This window comes from Photobacterium kagoshimensis (genome assembly GCF_050337045.1).
GTDB classification, from domain to species: Bacteria; Pseudomonadota; Gammaproteobacteria; order Enterobacterales; family Vibrionaceae; genus Photobacterium; species Photobacterium kagoshimensis.
In genome coordinates this window covers 30,132-46,462 of record NZ_JAKJSO010000010.1, presented here as the reverse complement: position 1 = coordinate 46,462, position 16,331 = coordinate 30,132, and the positions used below count along the sequence as shown (strand labels likewise).

General features: G+C 43.1%; 12 protein-coding genes. 10 read left to right on the top strand and 2 right to left on the bottom strand.

From position 1 onward, the window contains the following. Positions 1-113: 113 nt before the first annotated feature. From nhaD to L4C35_RS05825, 6 genes are all read left to right on the top strand, one after another. The gene (nhaD, locus tag L4C35_RS05850) at positions 114-1,541 is read left to right on the top strand and encodes a sodium:proton antiporter NhaD (protein WP_428462001.1); all 1,428 of its coding nucleotides are present in this window, start codon (positions 114-116) and stop codon (positions 1,539-1,541) included. Between the two features lie 384 nt (positions 1,542-1,925). Then, positions 1,926-4,034 (top strand): TonB-dependent receptor plug domain-containing protein, encoded by a 2,109-nt coding sequence (locus tag L4C35_RS05845; RefSeq protein ID WP_428462000.1) that lies wholly within the window; start codon positions 1,926-1,928, stop codon positions 4,032-4,034. Further along, a complete protein-coding gene (locus L4C35_RS05840; protein ID WP_428461999.1) occupies positions 4,034-4,558 on the top strand; it encodes a YfiR family protein in 525 nt (174 codons plus the stop codon). Before L4C35_RS05845 ends, L4C35_RS05840 begins: the two co-directional genes overlap by 1 nt. Continuing rightward, complete coding sequence (locus L4C35_RS05835) at positions 4,558-6,591, top strand: diguanylate cyclase (RefSeq protein WP_428461998.1); 2,034 nt, start codon at positions 4,558-4,560, stop codon at positions 6,589-6,591. The genes L4C35_RS05840 and L4C35_RS05835 overlap by 1 nt, the downstream gene beginning before the upstream one ends. 179 nt (positions 6,592-6,770) lie before the next feature. Further along, positions 6,771-7,073, top strand: coding sequence for a hypothetical protein (locus tag L4C35_RS05830; protein ID WP_428461997.1), 303 nt, complete (start codon positions 6,771-6,773; stop codon positions 7,071-7,073). 263 nt (positions 7,074-7,336) lie between these two features. Then, a complete protein-coding gene (locus L4C35_RS05825) occupies positions 7,337-8,176 on the top strand; it encodes a 2OG-Fe(II) oxygenase family protein (protein ID WP_428461996.1) in 840 nt (279 codons plus the stop codon). Positions 8,177-8,297: 121 nt separating this feature from the next. Here L4C35_RS05825 and L4C35_RS05820 read toward each other — a convergent pair whose 3' ends face one another. Continuing rightward, a complete protein-coding gene (locus L4C35_RS05820) occupies positions 8,298-9,029 on the bottom strand; it encodes a TetR/AcrR family transcriptional regulator (RefSeq protein WP_428461995.1) in 732 nt (243 codons plus the stop codon). Positions 9,030-9,190: 161 nt separating this feature from the next. On the opposite strand from L4C35_RS05820, the gene L4C35_RS05815 reads away from it, so the two are divergent. The 4 genes from L4C35_RS05815 to L4C35_RS05800 are packed head-to-tail and all read left to right on the top strand — an operon-like array spanning position 9,191 to position 14,679. Continuing rightward, positions 9,191-10,267, top strand: coding sequence for an efflux RND transporter periplasmic adaptor subunit (locus L4C35_RS05815; RefSeq protein WP_428461994.1), 1,077 nt, complete (start codon positions 9,191-9,193; stop codon positions 10,265-10,267). A 1-nt stretch (position 10,268) separates the two neighbouring features. Beyond that, on the top strand, positions 10,269-11,348 hold the full coding sequence (locus L4C35_RS05810; RefSeq protein WP_428461993.1) for an efflux RND transporter periplasmic adaptor subunit: 1,080 nt from the start codon (positions 10,269-10,271) through the stop codon (positions 11,346-11,348). Continuing rightward, positions 11,345-11,611 (top strand): hypothetical protein, encoded by a 267-nt coding sequence (locus L4C35_RS05805; protein ID WP_428461992.1) that lies wholly within the window; start codon positions 11,345-11,347, stop codon positions 11,609-11,611. Before L4C35_RS05810 ends, L4C35_RS05805 begins: the two co-directional genes overlap by 4 nt. After that, entirely contained in the window at positions 11,608-14,679 is a 3,072-nt protein-coding gene (locus tag L4C35_RS05800) for an efflux RND transporter permease subunit (protein ID WP_428461991.1), read from the top strand. Before L4C35_RS05805 ends, L4C35_RS05800 begins: the two co-directional genes overlap by 4 nt. Positions 14,680-14,777: 98 nt before the next feature. On the opposite strand, the gene L4C35_RS05795 is transcribed toward L4C35_RS05800, so the two are convergent. After that, entirely contained in the window at positions 14,778-16,187 is a 1,410-nt protein-coding gene (locus L4C35_RS05795) for an amidohydrolase (RefSeq protein ID WP_428462332.1), read from the bottom strand. Positions 16,188-16,331 lie beyond the last annotated feature (144 nt).

The following is a 16,331-nucleotide window of genomic DNA, read 5'->3' as shown; positions in this document are numbered from 1 at the left end:
TTATTGGCTCGTCATCTATAGTGTGAACTTTAAGATTTTGATTCATATTTTATTTTTGAGTAACGGATAACAGGGTTGTTATTCTCATCAATTCTTAGGGAGTTTTACGTATTATGAATATTCGGCAACTTTCACTTGCAGTGGGGCTTTTATTCTTTGCCCCTCTGTCGTTTGCAAGTGGAACGGGAATCGACCTTACACATTCCAATATTGGCTATGCGTCACTCGTTATTTTTGCCATTGCGTATTGTTTGGTGATGGGGGAAGAGTATTTACAACTGAGAAAATCCAAACCTGTGCTATTAGCCGCTGGCATCATCTGGATGATGATTGGCTATGTTTTTCAGCAAAATGGTCAAACGGAAATTGCTAAGCAGGCGTTGGAGCATAACTTACTTGAGTATGCCGAATTATTGCTATTCTTACTGGTGGCAATGACCTATATCAGCGCGATGGAAGAACGGCGCTTATTTGATGCACTGCAAGCATGGATGGTGAGTAAAGGTTTTAACTATCGTACTTTATTTTGGTTAACGGGTATCCTCTCTTTTTTCATCTCACCTATTGCCGATAACCTAACAACAGCGCTCTTGATGTGTGCGGTTGTGATGAAAGTAGGTGGTAGTAACGCTAAGTTTATTAATATTGCCTGTGTAAATATTGTTGTTGCTGCCAATGCTGGTGGTGCCTTTAGTCCATTTGGTGATATTACAACCTTGATGGTGTGGCAGGCTGGGCATGCATCATTTAATGAATTCCTTTTATTGTTTATCCCTTCTGTAGCCAATTACCTGATTCCTGCCGTGATAATGTCTCTTTTTGTTCCCAAAACACAACCAGATACTATTTGTGAACATGTCGAGCTTAAGCGCGGGGCAAGACGCATTGTTTTTCTCTTTTTATTAACGATTTCAACGGCAGTTGCTTTCCACGGGTTCTTCCATTTCCCACCAGTGATGGGAATGATGATGGGACTTGCGTATTTGCAATTTTTTGGTTATTTCTTGCGAAAAACGCTTCCTGGCTCTTTAGCCAAGAAAAGAGCCATTGCTGAAGCCAATAACGATGAAGAGGCGTTAAGGCGTATAGGTTCAGTTGTTCCATTTGATGTTTTCCGTCGTGTCTCTCATGCCGAATGGGATACGTTATTATTTTTCTACGGTGTAGTTATGTGTGTTGGCGGCTTAAGTTTGCTCGGGTACTTAGGCGTTGTATCTGAAGTGCTATACAGCCAATGGGATCCTATTATGGCAAATAGTATGGTCGGCGTACTCTCTGCTATCGTTGATAACATTCCTGTTATGTTTGCGGTTTTGACCATGAACCCTGAAATGACCCTTGGAAACTGGTTGTTAGTAACACTTACTGCAGGCGTTGGTGGCAGCTTATTGTCGGTTGGCTCTGCTGCTGGGGTTGCATTAATGGGAGCTGCGCATGGTAAATATACATTCTTCGGGCATTTGAAATGGATGCCTGTCATTTTCCTTGGTTATATTGCGAGTATATTAATGCACCTGTTATTAAATTCTAGTTCATTTTAATAACTTATAAAAAGCATCTAATTTTTAAAATTAGATGCTTTTTTTTGAAATCAAATAAAACATCCCCATTTTCTTCATTGGTTTATTCTCCTCAGGTATCTCGTTGTTAAGAATTTATGTGTTTTTTGGTTGAAGTTTAACCAAAAAACAGTCGTGAATATATCTATGGTAGGTAACTTTCCCGTTTGCTCTAAAATTAAAGCCTTTTTAAATTAGCGACTTGCGTATAAATGAACGTAAACCTCTTATGTGTAGATTAAAAGAACAGCGTTATGTCTGGATACTAAGTCTTGAACATTGGTACAATGGAAAAATAAGACATAAAAATATTATAGATGCTGCAAATACTTAATTATAAAAAGCAGTCATGAACAAGAAGTTACTGTGAAAAAAAATTTTAAAATAACGAAAGCCATCACAACCAAGAAACTGGCCCATTCCTTATTGCTACCAACGAGTTATATCATTTTTAGCCTACCTGTAAATGCGGGTGAAGAGCTTGATGCATTGATGGATATGTCTTTAGAAGATTTATCTCGGGCATCGGTAACATTAACGTCTGTCGCTAAAAAAGAACAATCACTCAATAAAGTGCCAGCTGCTGTTCACGTCATCACGGCGGAGCAAATCCGTCGCTCAGGTGCACGTTCTATCCCTGAAGCCTTAGCATTAGTACCTGGTATGCATGTCGCACGCCTGTCCGAAAATAACTGGTCAGTATCTGCTCGCGGCGCTAATGAAATGCTATTTAATAAATTATTAGTTTCTATTGATGGAAGAAGTATCTTTAACCCTATGACATCTGGCGTTATTTGGGAAAACGTCAAGATGATGATGGCTGATATAGAGCGCATTGAAGTCTTACTTGGCCCTTCTGGAACGATGTGGGGAGGGAATGCTGCCAATGGCGTTGTGAACATCATCAGCAAGAATGCGGATGACACGTTAGGCTTATATACCGAAGTAAATGTTGGCGGATCAAGCTACCAAGAAGTGAACGCTCGATTGGGGAGTACTGTCAACGATAAAACGGAAGCGCGTATTTCTGTTAATGGCATGCGCTCAGCTTACGCCATGGATGAGGCTGGGGATTTTCGTAACTACAACGTTAATATGCGGGTCGATCACTCAGGCTATGACAGTGAATTAACCGTACAGTTTGGCGGCTATAACACAGATATACATACCGAAGTAGAAACCATTCATTTCATTGGTATTGATTTACCCCCAGAACAATATGATGAAAACAGCCGTGGCTTTTTCGGTATGCTCAATTACGACACTGAAATTAACACGGGTGTTTTGAGCGTAAATGTATGGGCCGATAGCCATAAATTAGATTATGAGTACTTCAAAGGAAGTTATCGCAACTGGGATGCCGATATCTACTATCGTTTGCCTGTGTTAACCGCGAGTGAATTAACAGTCGGGGGAGGTGGACGATTAACGCATACCGAAGTCTTACCGGTTTTATCACTCGCTCCAATAGGCCATCGAAAGGAGACTCGCACACACTTGTATAAAGATCAGGCGTCGAGTTATGACAGCTATAACGTGTATACACAATTAGAAACCGCGGTAACAGATAAGGTAACAAGCTACCTTGGTATCAAAGTTGAGTATTTTGGCTTAGTGGATCGTTACGAATTTTTGCCTCAGGCACGTTTATCTTATGACTATTCGCCTCAGCATCAGTTTTGGACGGGGCTTGGCCGTGCCGTAGTCACGCCTTCAATCATAGATACTGCCTCAACCATGGTCGATCTATCGGTTGAACAAATTACCCAAAATAACTATCAAGATGAAGCAACGATAGTTCGGGGTAATGAAAACCTAAAAACGGAAGCGGTCACTACGTTCGATTTTGGTCATCGTTACTTTTTATCGAATGCGTTTAGTACCAGCACTAATGTATTCTATAGCCAATATGAAAATATTCGTGGCATTGGTCGAGATAACGACATGCCTTTGCTTCCGCCACCATCATTTGATCCTTGGGGTACAGCACCTGGCACCATAGAAAACTATCAGTATGTTGATGATATTGAAGCAAAAACATGGGGGGCTGAATTGGCTGTATTTTGGCAACCTATATCTAACTTTAGAGTGAATGTGAATTATGCATATCACCAAGTATCAGGTGTTTGTGTCAATAGCGAAGTTTGTCTTGATGACTCAAAGACGAAGCTGGAAGATCCCCAGCCGAATCACATTGCAAGTGCTCACACCATGTGGGACGTGACGGATACTGTGCAATTTGACCTCTTGTATAAATATATTCAAGCCAACAACAATGGGAATACAGAGCTTGGTTGGGATACCGTATCAACGCTTGATGCGCGTTTAGCTTGGCAGCAGAAACATGACTGGCCGCGACTCGAGTTGCTGGTGGATGGCATTTTCAATACCCAGCCTTACTACGAATCGAACCGTCGAGCTGCATATGGGCTTGAACGTCAGGTATACCTTAAAGCCGTGTGGGTAATGCAATAATGAATCGAGTGCTGCTTGGTGCTTTCTCAATACTGATGTGTGTGTCAGTCAATGCAGGTTTAACCTTCGACCCTGATAAAGTCAAAGCTGTCTACATAGTGCGCTTTGCGAATTTCATTCATTGGCCTCAAGAGTCTTCATTGAAGCAAATAAATTATTGCGTTGTTGGCAATAACCAAGTGACCAGTACCTTAGAGCAAATTTTAGACCAACATCAAGTGCGTGGTATTCCTGTTGTTTATCATCAAGTTAGCAATCAGAAGCAGTTGGATGATTGTCAGCTTGTCTATTTAACACCTGAAAGCTGTAGCAATATTCAGCTGGAGTTAGAGCGAGATGGGCTTGTTACTGTCAGCGATGTGCGCGCATTTGCTGAATCCGTTGGTGTGGTAGAGTTCCGAGAAAAATCAGGGCGTATTGTACCAGTAATAAATGTTGATAATGCAGCTAAGAATAATATTTCTATCCGATCTCAGTTATTGCGAATCTCAAAGATTGTTTCTGCGCCACAGGAGGACGAGTAATGTTCCCCTCTTTTAAGAATCTTTCGATTCGCCGCAAAATGACAATCCCAGTCAGTGCAATTTTGATCCTTATTTTCTGCGCTTTTAGTATCTTCAGTGTTTATTCTGTGTTTAAAACAGAGAAGGATAACTTGTTAGCGCGCTCCTTTATCTTAGGAAAAGGTGTGGTGATTAACTTGAAAGCGGCTTTATTGTTTGATGATCCGCTCAGTGGTGAAGAAATATTGTCGGCATTTCAGGCTGATAAGATGGTTTATCATGCCGATGTGATTAAACCGGACGGTACTGTTTTTGCTAGTTATCGCCGTCTAGATGAGCAGGCTGATGCTATGCACAGCAATGATAGCTTTTCGTTACTGAGCAAGACAGATCTTGATCACTTCTTTGCTCCTGAGTTTCTATATATATCGATCCCTGTGCTGGTGGCAGATAATAATGTCGCGATAATGAATATCTGCATTTCACTCGAAGAGGTATTAAAAACAAAGAAAGACGTACTACGCTTTTGTTTGATATTGTTATTTCCTATGTTTTTGCTTCGTTACTTTTTATTGAAACAGTTGCAAGTGTGGGTGGTTAACCCAGTAGAAAGCTTGAGCTATGCAATGCAGAGCCTTACTAAAATTAGGGCGATTAAACAGCGGCCAGCGGTACATGCTGATGATGAAATTGGCAGCTTAGTTAAATGTTTTAATGACATGTTAGATAACTTGGATGAGCGCGATGAACAGATTCTGGCGTCTATCGAGCAGGTCGCGAGTGAAAAATCCTTTGCCGATGATGTCATATCAACGGTGCAGCATGCGTTATTAGTGCTGGATTATAGTGGCCGTATCGTGCTTGCCAACAGCGCATGCGATAATATTTTTGGCTGTGTATCTGGCGATATTCGAGGCCTTACCTTACATCAAATCATGAACCCGCGCTTTTGGGATTTACACAAGGATGCATTAGATCAGGTGTTGAGCCTGAAGGGGCAAACGTTCGATAAGATAGTGAAAGCTTTTGATTGTGCAGAGCAGCCGCATTATTACAGCGTGAAAGCTCGTCCGTTAGTTGAGCGCCATCAAGTGCTTATTACAATAGAAGAAGTGACTCAAAAATACTTGGCCGAGAAACAGCAACGGTTAGCTGCCCGTATTTTTGAACAAAGCCGTGAAGGTATCTTAGTGGTTGACTACAAAGGGAATATTCAAATGATAAACCCGTCGCTGTCTTCTATTATGGGGTATCACCCAGATGAATTAATGGGGGCCTATATCAATGACTTTCTAGAGAGTGAGAATTTTGATGAAATTCGCCATACCATCGAAAATGGGGGCGGACGTTGGCGTGGTGAAATTTTAGAAAAGCATAAAGACGGCACTCTGATCCCATTAGAAGTACGGGCTAATGTGATTAATAGTAATAATGGTGAAACCGCCCAAATCGTGATGTCGATAACGGATTTAAGCCATAAAAAAGAATTAGAGCAGCTTGAATACCTTGCTCATCATGATGCATTAACAGGCTTGGCTAACCGCAAGCGCTTATTCGATGTGCTGGAAGAGAAAGCGCAAGACTACCGCGATAATAAAATACTGTTTGCTGTGCTGTATATTGACTTAGATGGCTTTAAACCCGTGAATGATACCTATGGGCACCATGTTGGTGATGAAGTGCTTAAAATTGTCGCATGCCGTATGGAGGAGAGTGTGCGAGAAAATGATTTAGTTGCACGCCTAGCAGGTGATGAGTTTGTCATTCTGGTGGATGGTGTTCATTCCGCGCAAGAGGCGTTATTAGCGGCTGAACGTGTTACTTTTGCAATCAATAAGCCAATGACAGTAGAAAACACAGTGTTGAATATTGGTGCGAGTATTGGTTACAGCGTGATCAACGATACTGAAGAGGCATCCGTTGAGCGAATTCTACAAAATGCTGATGCTGCTATGTATCGCGCCAAAGATGCGGGCCAGAATAGTATTATTTGCTCTGAGCAATGTGCGTGTTACTCAACGTCGAATCTTATGCAGGAAACCCTTGGTGCTTGATTGAGAGTAAAGGAATAGTGGCTGCTATTTATTTGACCTAGATTGGTATTATTTTAAAAAATTACTCTTTGCGAGTATGCATTTTTTGTGAATTTTAATTTAAACAGTCACAGTTTGACTACACTAATAATGTAACTGCTGCTTGTTTAAATCACATAAGGTATTCACGAGGAGGCCCCATGTTAGCTGAAAGCAGGCATGTATTACTGTCGGGTGAAAAGCCGCAATTTGCCGACATTAAGATCATACCAACAGGGATGATAGAAGTAGATATTCCTGATGAAGCAAAACACTACCAAGCTGATTTTGAACAATTGTGTTTTCATCGGCGATCTCAGAAAACAGAAATCGTATGTCATGCTGGCAATAGCAATGATGCGGTACAGTGGACGTTAGATCTCGCCAATGAAGATGCGCGTGAGTTGCTGGGTATGATAGAGCGTGCTGAAGACGAATTTGAAATGTTGATGCGGAGTTTGTAGTGCTCAAAATTATGTATTGAAACCCTACTTCGGTAGGGTTTTTCTGTTTTTGGGGAGGGGGAAACAAATGATTGGCGCAAACGATTAGGCAAACGCTTGCTTGTTTCCTGTTGTAAACAGTGTGTTTCTTTTATTTTACTGGAATTGCCCTTGTAGCACGATGGTTATACCCATAAAATTCGGTTTATAACAATGATGTTGCTCAATAACTTCTGCTATTTACACAGTGGAAGAACGTATAATCAGCCAAAAGAAGCCTCAAAATGAAACTAGAAGCCGTTGACTACACCGCAGAGAATGCAGAACAGCTGTTTGTTGAATCCCTACGTAATACAGGTTTTGGTGTCCTTAAAAACCACCCAATCCAGCAGCAGTTAGTAAACTCAATCTATGAAAATTGGTACGCCTTTTTCAATGATGAAAGCAAAACAGATTTCACTTTCAACGTAGATACCCAAGACGGCCTATTTCCAACTGATGTGTCTGAAACCGCAAAAGGGCACTCGAAGAAAGATATCAAAGAGTTTTTCCACTACTACCCATGGGGCCAATGTCCTGAAGCATTACGTGCAGAAATTCAAAACTATTATGATCAAGCTAATGCACTAGCAGCCGAGTTGCTTTCATGGGTTGAAAAGCACGCGCCTAATGATGTATCGAAGACATTTAGCCAGCCGCTATCTAGCATGATTGAAGACAGTGAACAAACACTGCTTCGCGTGTTGCATTATCCACCACTGCAAGGGGATGAAGAGCTAGGTGCGATTCGTGCTGGCGCACATGAAGATATTAACTTATTGACTGTACTACCAGCGGCCAATGAGCCTGGTTTACAGGTATTATCAAAAGACGGTGAGTGGTTAGATGTGCCATGTGATTTTGGCAACTTGATCATCAATATTGGTGACATGTTACAAGAAGCGTCTGGCGGCTATTTCCCATCGACGACGCACCGCGTTATCAACCCTGAAGGTGCGGATAAAACCAAGTCACGCATCTCGTTGCCTTTATTCTTGCACCCTAAGCCAGAAGTGGTGCTTTCAGAACGCCATACAGCGGGCTCATACCTGACTGAGCGTCTGAAAGAATTGGGTGTGATTTAGTTTTCTAGCCGATTGAGTGTCTTAGCTCAGCCAAGTTAAGGTTATGAAATAAAAACGGCAGTGCTGGTTAGCACTGCCGTTTTTTTGAGTCTGAATGTTACCCATTGCTGTAATTATCAAATTATTCTTGGTTCTCACAGCCCCATTCGCAGGGGAGTTCAATCAAAATATCTTCTAATTTTTCTGGGTGTAACATTTCTTCTTCTGTGACATTTAAGCGCATTGCCATATTGCGGTTAAATAACTCCCAGTGGTTAAGCAAGCATTGAGAGTAACTCGCGTCATCATGCTGCCAAGTTTCAATTAAGAACGGCTTGAGGTTTACCGCACCGTTGGCAAATATCATCATTTGCCACTTCATTTCCCACACGTTAATTGAAGATTCAGGGAAATCTTCATGGAAGGTATCAACAAGTTGGCTCACGAAATCTTCAAGATCACCTTTGCTATCAAAAAAGTAATCCATCAGTTCATCACCTTGTCGGATGCCATCGGTGATAAGTTGAATGGGCTGCTGATGCACCAGTTGTTGTGCCAATAACATGGTGATGAAACGGTACAAGATGATATTGCTGGGTAAATCCGAGGGAATACTTTCTTGCAGTTTATACATGTATGACAGGAAGTAGACATGCAGGCAGTCGCTGATGTTATGCCAGATCTTCTCTTTACTTCCAAAGTGATGACGGATCAGGCTGTGAGATACGCCCGCACGCTCACTAATATTTCGTAGTGATACACGCTCATATCCCTGTTCGCAAAACATTTTTGCGGCAGTTTTTATTATCAGCAGCTTTGTTTCTTCGGCGGCCTGAGCGCTGCGACGGCCCTGTTTTCTTTCTGTCATCATCATAGTTACTTAATTTCCCACATCTTTTTTACCAGAAATTCGTTTTGTAGTCACCTTGTGCTCACAGAAAACCTTTACTGTCCACCTGTAAAATATACTTGATCTTCAGCGGGATCAATATATGCTGCACAGGTGTACAGCATATAACGAAGAGAGAAATGCACGTGATAGGACAGCAGCCCTTAATGACCCCCTTGGTGAAATTAGCCGCTATCGCCTTGTTAAGCAGCGTTTTAGTGGGATGCAATCAAGCAAACTCTGAACCCACAACAGAAGTGATTAAGTCGGTGAAACTTTTTGAAGTGCCGGTGAACACAGCGCAAGAAAGCAGTGAGTTTCCAGGCAAAGCAGAAGCCGCACAACGTGCACAGTTATCATTTCAAGTGCCAGGTGAGGTACAGCAGATGTTGGTGAATGTTGGACAGAAGGTCGAAAAAGGCCAAGTGTTGGCAGTGCTGGATGATAAAGATTACCGCTTAGCATTTGATGCCAAATTTGCAGAATATGAATTAGCAAAAAGTCAGTTTGAACGTGCGCAGCAACTTTATGCCAAAAAACTTATCAGTACAGATCAATTTGACCGCAACGATACGCGTTATAAAACTTCGATAACAAATATCGAGCAAGCGAAAACAGATTTGGAAAACACCCTAATTACAGCCCCATTTGATGGGGTAGTTTCGCTTCGCCTTGTTAATCAGCATCAGTTTGTTGGCGCTAACCAGACGATAATGAACATTCAAAATGTAGACAGCTTAGATATCGCTTTTAATCTGCCAGTCACTTTTGTTGAGAAAATGGGGTTGGAAGCCATACAAGCGGCACCTTCTTGGGTGGTGATGGACAACTTTCCTAACATGCCTATTCATGCCGAGTTGAAAGAGGTGTCGACTCAGCCTGATTTAGACACTAACACTTATAGCGCCAAGGTGACCATTCATCGGCCAGATGATCTTAATGTGTTATCAGGTATGGCTGGGAAGGTGCACTTTGCTCAGCCTAAGTCCGCATCATCTTTTACTCTGCCTGAAGGCGCTTGGATCGAAAAAAGAGCAAGCACAGGTACCGTTTGGCAATTTAATCCTGCGACTTCAGTTATTGATGCTTTAGAAGTGAATCTCGATGAAAACGGTAGTGTGACCGATGGTTTACCGCAAGGTGCTGTCATTGTTATTGCTGGTGCAAAAGATTTGTACTCAGGCCAACAAGTGCGCGCTTGGACTCGTGAAGGTGGGATCTAACATGTTGAAGAAAATCTCATTTCTCGCTTTGTCGATGGCATTTCTACAAGGTTGCCAAGAGCCGCCAGTTGCTGTTGAGCAAAAAGCTTTAGCCGTATCAACATTAACCGTGTCGGACCCTGTTGAGAGCCAATACCGTATTTTTAACGGTCAAGTGGAAGCTGCTGAAAATACACCGTTAGCTTTTCGGGTTGAAGGTGAACTGAAGCGCGTATTGGTGAATACGGGTCAAGTTGTGAAGAAAGGTCAGCTGCTGGCTGAATTAGATGCGAGTAAGTTTGAACAAAAGCAGCGTGATGCCAGCGTGCAATTTGCCTTAGCGTCTAAGCAATTAGCGCGTGGCCGTGAGTTATATGCTCAAAAGATGATCTCTAAAGCTGAATTTGATGAGCTAACGGCAAATCAACGCTTAACCAAAGTTGCACTCGATTCTGCGAATGCGCGCTTAGGCTATACCCGTTTAGTTGCGCCTTTTGATGGCATGATTTCAACTTCACCGAAGGAATCCTTCGAAGCGGTTTCGCCAGGTGAGGTTGTACTTAGCCTTTATCAAAACAATAAGGTTTATATCAATATTCCAGTTTCAGACAACGTGATAGCCATGGTAAACCCTGCGCAAAAGCGTACGGCTTACCAGCCAATGGCGCAATTTGGCTCAGATGAACACGTTTTCCCTGTGCGTTACTTTAAGCACACCAGTGAACTTGAACCTCAGACGCAGACTTACCGTGTGTGGTTTGAAATGCCACAACAAACCCCTGCCATTTTACCGGGTACCAGTGTTGCGTTAAGCGTCAACATGGCGGAAGCAGGATTGAGTACTTTGCAAGGTTATCAGCTACCTATGATTGCGCTGCAAGCAGGCCAAGAGAAAGGTCAGTTTTATGTTTGGAAGCAGCAAGAGGGTGCCGCGCACAAGGTTGAAGTGGGTATCGAACAAGTCAATAACCAAGGCGCGATCGTCAGCAGTGGCGTGGCGTTAGGCGACGTTTTGATCACCTCAAGTTTACGTAAACTTCGTGAAGGTATGCCGACATCTGTCGTTTCTTCAAGCCTTGTAAATAAGGACACTGCGCAGTGAAGAAGGCTGTATTCAGACACAAACGCGCACTACTACGTTGGGGCGTGGTGATCACATTGACCCTTGTTAGTGTGTTGCTACTAAGTGCGCTGGGACAGTTTTTAGTGTGGCAGTTTATTGGTGAACAAGTGCCAGGAATTGAAATTAAGGTATCGCCAAATAATGCGATGCAAGCGTATCAAAGCGCAGAACATAACGCGCTAAGCAGTGTGCTTAACATAGAGTTGGATTTAACAACATTAGCGGTGGAGACAATACGGTGAGCATTGCCGAATATTCAATAAAAAATAAAGTGATCAGCTGGCTATTTATCGTCATTCTGGCTGTCGGTGGTGTGACATCATTTCTAGACTTAGGGCGTTTAGAAGACCCAGCTTTTACACTGAAAGATGCCATGATCATTGCAACCTACCCAGGGGCAACGTCAACGGAAGTAGAGGAAGAGCTGACTTATCCGCTGGAGAAAGCGGTGAGACAATTGCCTTACATTGACAAGGTGACCTCGACCTCTTCTGCGGGAATGAGTCAGATCATGGTCAGTATGGACATGATTTATGGCCCTGATGATCTACCCCAAATTTGGGATGAAATGCGCCGTAAGGTTAATGATCTAAGGCCAACATTGCCTGCGGGTGTGCAGTCGGTAAAAGTTATTGATGATTTTGGCGATGTCTTTGGTGTCATGATCATGATGACGGGAAAAGGTTACTCGTATGTTGAGTTAAAGCAGTATGCCGATTACTTAACGCGAGAATTAGAGCTTGTTGATGGCGTGGGTAAAGTCAGCATTACGGGTGATCAACAAGAACAAATCTTTGTTGAAATATCACTTGATCGCATGGCAGCGTTGAACCTAGACATGAACACCATTGGTGGTTTACTCAACCAACAAAACAGTGTGATTGCGTCTGGCGAGATGATGATCAACGGCCAAACGTTAGCGATCCGTCCAAACGGCAACATGAACAGTGTTGAAGAGTTAGAGAACCTTGTGATTCACGGGCGTGACACAGGTAATCTGATTCACCTAAAAGATGTGGCGACGATTACACGAGGGGTACAAGAAAAGCCAACCAATGTTGTCACTTACAACGGTGAGTCAGCCATTAATTTAGGTATTTCATTTTCTGCTGGCGTAAATGTTGTTGAAGTGGGTGCCAAAGTTGATGCGCGTTTATCTGAATTAGAAAGCTTCAAACCTGCGGGTATAGAGCTGAATTACTTTTATAACCAAGCTCAAGAAGTTGATAACTCGGTTCAAGATTTTATTGTCAGCTTAGGCCAAGCGGTCGCGATTGTTATTGTGGTCTTGCTGTTTGCGATGGGACTTCGCAGTGGCTTGATCATTGGCTTGGTACTGTTATTAACAGTATTTGGCACCTTTATTCTGATGGATCTGAATAACATTGAGCTTCACCGTATCTCCTTGGGTGCGCTTATTATTGCCCTTGGTATGCTGGTGGATAATGCCATCGTGGTGGTCGAAGGTATTTTGGTCGGCATGAAAAAAGGCCGAAGCAAAGTACAAGCGGCAACCGATATTGTGAAACAAACCCAGTGGCCACTATTAGGCGCAACTGTGATTGCCATTACGGCTTTTGCCCCGATTGGTTTATCGTCAGATGCCAGTGGTGAGTTCATGGGGTCTTTGTTCTGGGTACTGTGTTATTCACTGTTTTTAAGTTGGGTGACTGCGTTAACGTTAACACCATTCTTAGCGGATTTATTGCTAAAGAATGAGCCTGAACAAACGGAAAGCGAACAACAAAATCAAGATGACCCATACAAAGGCGTACTCTTTACTGTCTTTGGTGCATCACTTAAGTTTGCACTGCGATTCCGTTGGCTAACCATAGCCGCGATGGTTGCTTTGTTAGTGGGGGCTGTGATTGGCTTTGGTCATGTGAAGCAATCTTTCTTCCCACCATCAAACACGCCCATGTTCTACGTGGACATGTGGATGCCCGAAGGCACAGATATTCGTGAAACCATCAAGCAAACAGACAAAGTCGAAAGTTACATTCGCCGCCAAGATGATGTTGAATTTGTCACGACCTCAATTGGTCAAGGCATGCAGCGTTTTTCTCTGACTTACCAGCCAGAGAAGAGCTATGAAGCGTATGCGCAGCTTCAAGTGAGAACGACAAGCCGTGACAATATGTTCGACTTGTTGAACAAGCTAGATGCATCGTTATCGAATGAGTTTGATCAGCCAACTTTCCAATTTAAACTCATGGAGTTTGGCCCGTCACCAGCCTCGAAAATTGAAGCGCGTATCATCGGCCCAGATCCTCAAGTGTTGCGTGATATCGCCGTGCAGGTTGAAGATATCCTGCTGCAAGATCCTGAGTCTCGTAATGTGCGTCACGATTGGCGTGAACGTACCAAAGAGCTAGTGCCGCAGTTTAATGAATCGAAAGCGCGTCGTTTAGGTATTTCGAAAGAAGAATTATCGAAAACTTTACAGATGGCGTATGGCGGCAGTGCTATAGGTGTGATGCGTGATGGCACCCATATGCTACCTGTGATTGCGCGTTTACCTGAAGTCGAGCGTGTTGATTATGATACCTTGAAGAACTTAAAGCTGTGGAGCCCAGTGCAACAAGCTTATGTGCCAATCGAGCAAGTGATTGATAGGGTAGATCTCGAATGGTCAGAGCCACTGATTCAGCGTAGAGACCGTAAGCGTACTCTAACAGTATTAGCGGATCACAATGTGTTAGGCGATGATACTGCAGCAACCTTGTTCGCACGTGTTCAACCCAAAGTGGATGCGTTGCCACTGCCTGTCGGTTATGAGATCCAGTGGGGCGGTGAGTATGAGTCATCAAAAGATGCGCAAGAAGGCATGATGGGCTCTATGCCAATGGGTTACTTGCTGATGTTCATCATTACTATGCTGTTGTTTAACTCGTTTAAGAAACCGTTAGTCATTTGGGCAACAGTCCCTTTGTCTATTATTGGTGTTTCGATTGGTTTACTGGTGACGAATACGCCGTTTAGCTTTACGGCACTACTGGGCTTGTTAAGCCTGAGCGGTATGATCTTGAAAAATGGTATCGTGCTTTTAGATCAGATCAATATCGAACTAGATCAAGGCAAAGAACCGTACCACGCGATTATCGATAGTGCCATTAGCCGTGTTCGCCCTGTGAGTATGGCGGCGTTAACGACGGTATTGGGTATGATCCCATTGGTGTTCGATGCATTCTTTGACTCACTCGCAATCACGATTATGGCGGGGCTTGGTTTTGCAACCGTACTGACACTGATTGTGGTACCTGTGATCTTTGCATTGTTCTTTAATGTGAAGACACCAGAAAAAGCCTAATTACAAAGTGACATCAGGAGGCTCTTGTCGGGTCGCTTGAATACAAAAAGGCCGCATGAGTATGCGGCCTTTTTATTCTTTAACTTATAGCGCTACGATTATTGTACCGCTTCACCATTTGCAATAACGGTTTTACGCACTTTATCGGCGAACGCTTGGGCTTCCTGACGCACTTCGTTCTCATCAATCGTTGTCATTGAACGATCTTGCATTAGGATTTTACCGTCGACGATGGTGTGTTTCACATTCATCGCGTAAGCAGAGTAAACCAACGCAGAGTATGGGTTGTACATAGGCACCATGTTTGGCGCTTTGGTATCAACAATAATAATATCCGCTAGCTTACCGTCTTCAAGTGAGCCGATTGTGTCTTCCATATGCAAGGCACGAGCAGCGCCAATGGTTGCCATTTCGATCACTTGTTGTGGTGGCATGGCGGCGCGGTCATGGTTGATCAACTTATGAACTTTAGCGACTTGGTTGAACTCATCAATGGTGCTCAGTGTATTACCCGACATAGGACCATCTGTACCTAGGCCTACACGAATGTCTTTTTCTAGCATCTTGGTAACAGGTGCAACGCCTTTTGCTGATTTGATGTTAGCACTCATGTTGTGTGCAACACCCACATCGTGTTTTTTCAGCAAATCTAAATCACTGTCAGATGCATTGATCACATGCGCGCCTACTAATTTATGCGTTAGCGCGCCAATGTCGGCCATGTACTCAATTGGTGTTTTACCATTGCTACGTTTGGCAATCACTTCATTTTCACGCTCAGACTCTGCAAGGTGGATCATTACAGGGACATCATGCTCAAGTGATAGCTTAGTGATTTTCTGCAGAATTTCTGTGGTGTTGGTGTAAGTCGCGTGCGGGGCAAATGCAGGCGTAATACGCGGGTGATCTTTGTATTCTTTAATAAAGTTAACCGCGTACTTGATACCTTCTTCGGCGTTTGCTGCATCGGCAACAGGGAATTTGATAACAGACTCACCTAAAACAGCACGCATGCCAATTTCATCGACCGTTTTGGCTACTTCATCTTCAAAGTAGTACATGTCGGCATAAGTAGTAACGCCGCCTTTAAGCATTTCAATATTACCAAGGCGGGCACCGATGCGGACCATTTCACGAGACACTAATTCTTTCTCTAGTGGGAAAATGTATCTGTGCAGGCGATCTGGCACATCATCGGCTAATGAACGGAAAACTGTCATTGATACGTGAGTGTGAGTATTGATCAAACCTGGCATCACGATATCACCGTCAGCATTGATGGTGCGCTTAGCGTGATATTCTTTTATGTCGCTGCCGTCAGTCACTGCGACAATTTTATTGTCTTTAATCGCGACCAAGCCATTATCAAAAATCTGACGATCTTGGTTCATGGTAAGAACGGTCGCATTTTGAATCAGAAGATCAACATTTTCAGTTGCGAAACTTGATGTACTTGCAAGCGAAGCAGCTGCAAAGGAAAGGGCTAGCAGTGTTTTTTTGAACATGATGAATACCACAGTCACGGATGATGCGCAGATAATACTGAGATCTAAAATCTTGCAAATCAGTTCTTAGTTATTTGCGCACTATATGTGATGCAGCTCTAGTTTTAACTCTGAGTGGATGGGCGTTTTGGCGAATATAGCAGCATA

What these genes read in the sequence shown, in the direction of transcription:
- L4C35_RS05835 (WP_428461998.1), top strand. Translation starts at nt 4,558, where the DNA reads ATGTTCCCCTCTTTTAAGAATCTTTCGATTCGCCGCAAAATGACAATC.
- nhaD (WP_428462001.1), top strand. Translation starts at nt 114, where the DNA reads ATGAATATTCGGCAACTTTCACTTGCAGTGGGGCTTTTATTCTTTGCC.
- L4C35_RS05825 (WP_428461996.1), top strand. Translation starts at nt 7,337, where the DNA reads ATGAAACTAGAAGCCGTTGACTACACCGCAGAGAATGCAGAACAGCTG.
- L4C35_RS05810 (WP_428461993.1), top strand. Translation starts at nt 10,269, where the DNA reads ATGTTGAAGAAAATCTCATTTCTCGCTTTGTCGATGGCATTTCTACAA.
- L4C35_RS05820 (WP_428461995.1), bottom strand. Translation starts at nt 9,029, where the DNA reads ATGATGATGACAGAAAGAAAACAGGGCCGTCGCAGCGCTCAGGCCGCC.
- L4C35_RS05840 (WP_428461999.1), top strand. Translation starts at nt 4,034, where the DNA reads ATGAATCGAGTGCTGCTTGGTGCTTTCTCAATACTGATGTGTGTGTCA.
- L4C35_RS05830 (WP_428461997.1), top strand. Translation starts at nt 6,771, where the DNA reads ATGTTAGCTGAAAGCAGGCATGTATTACTGTCGGGTGAAAAGCCGCAA.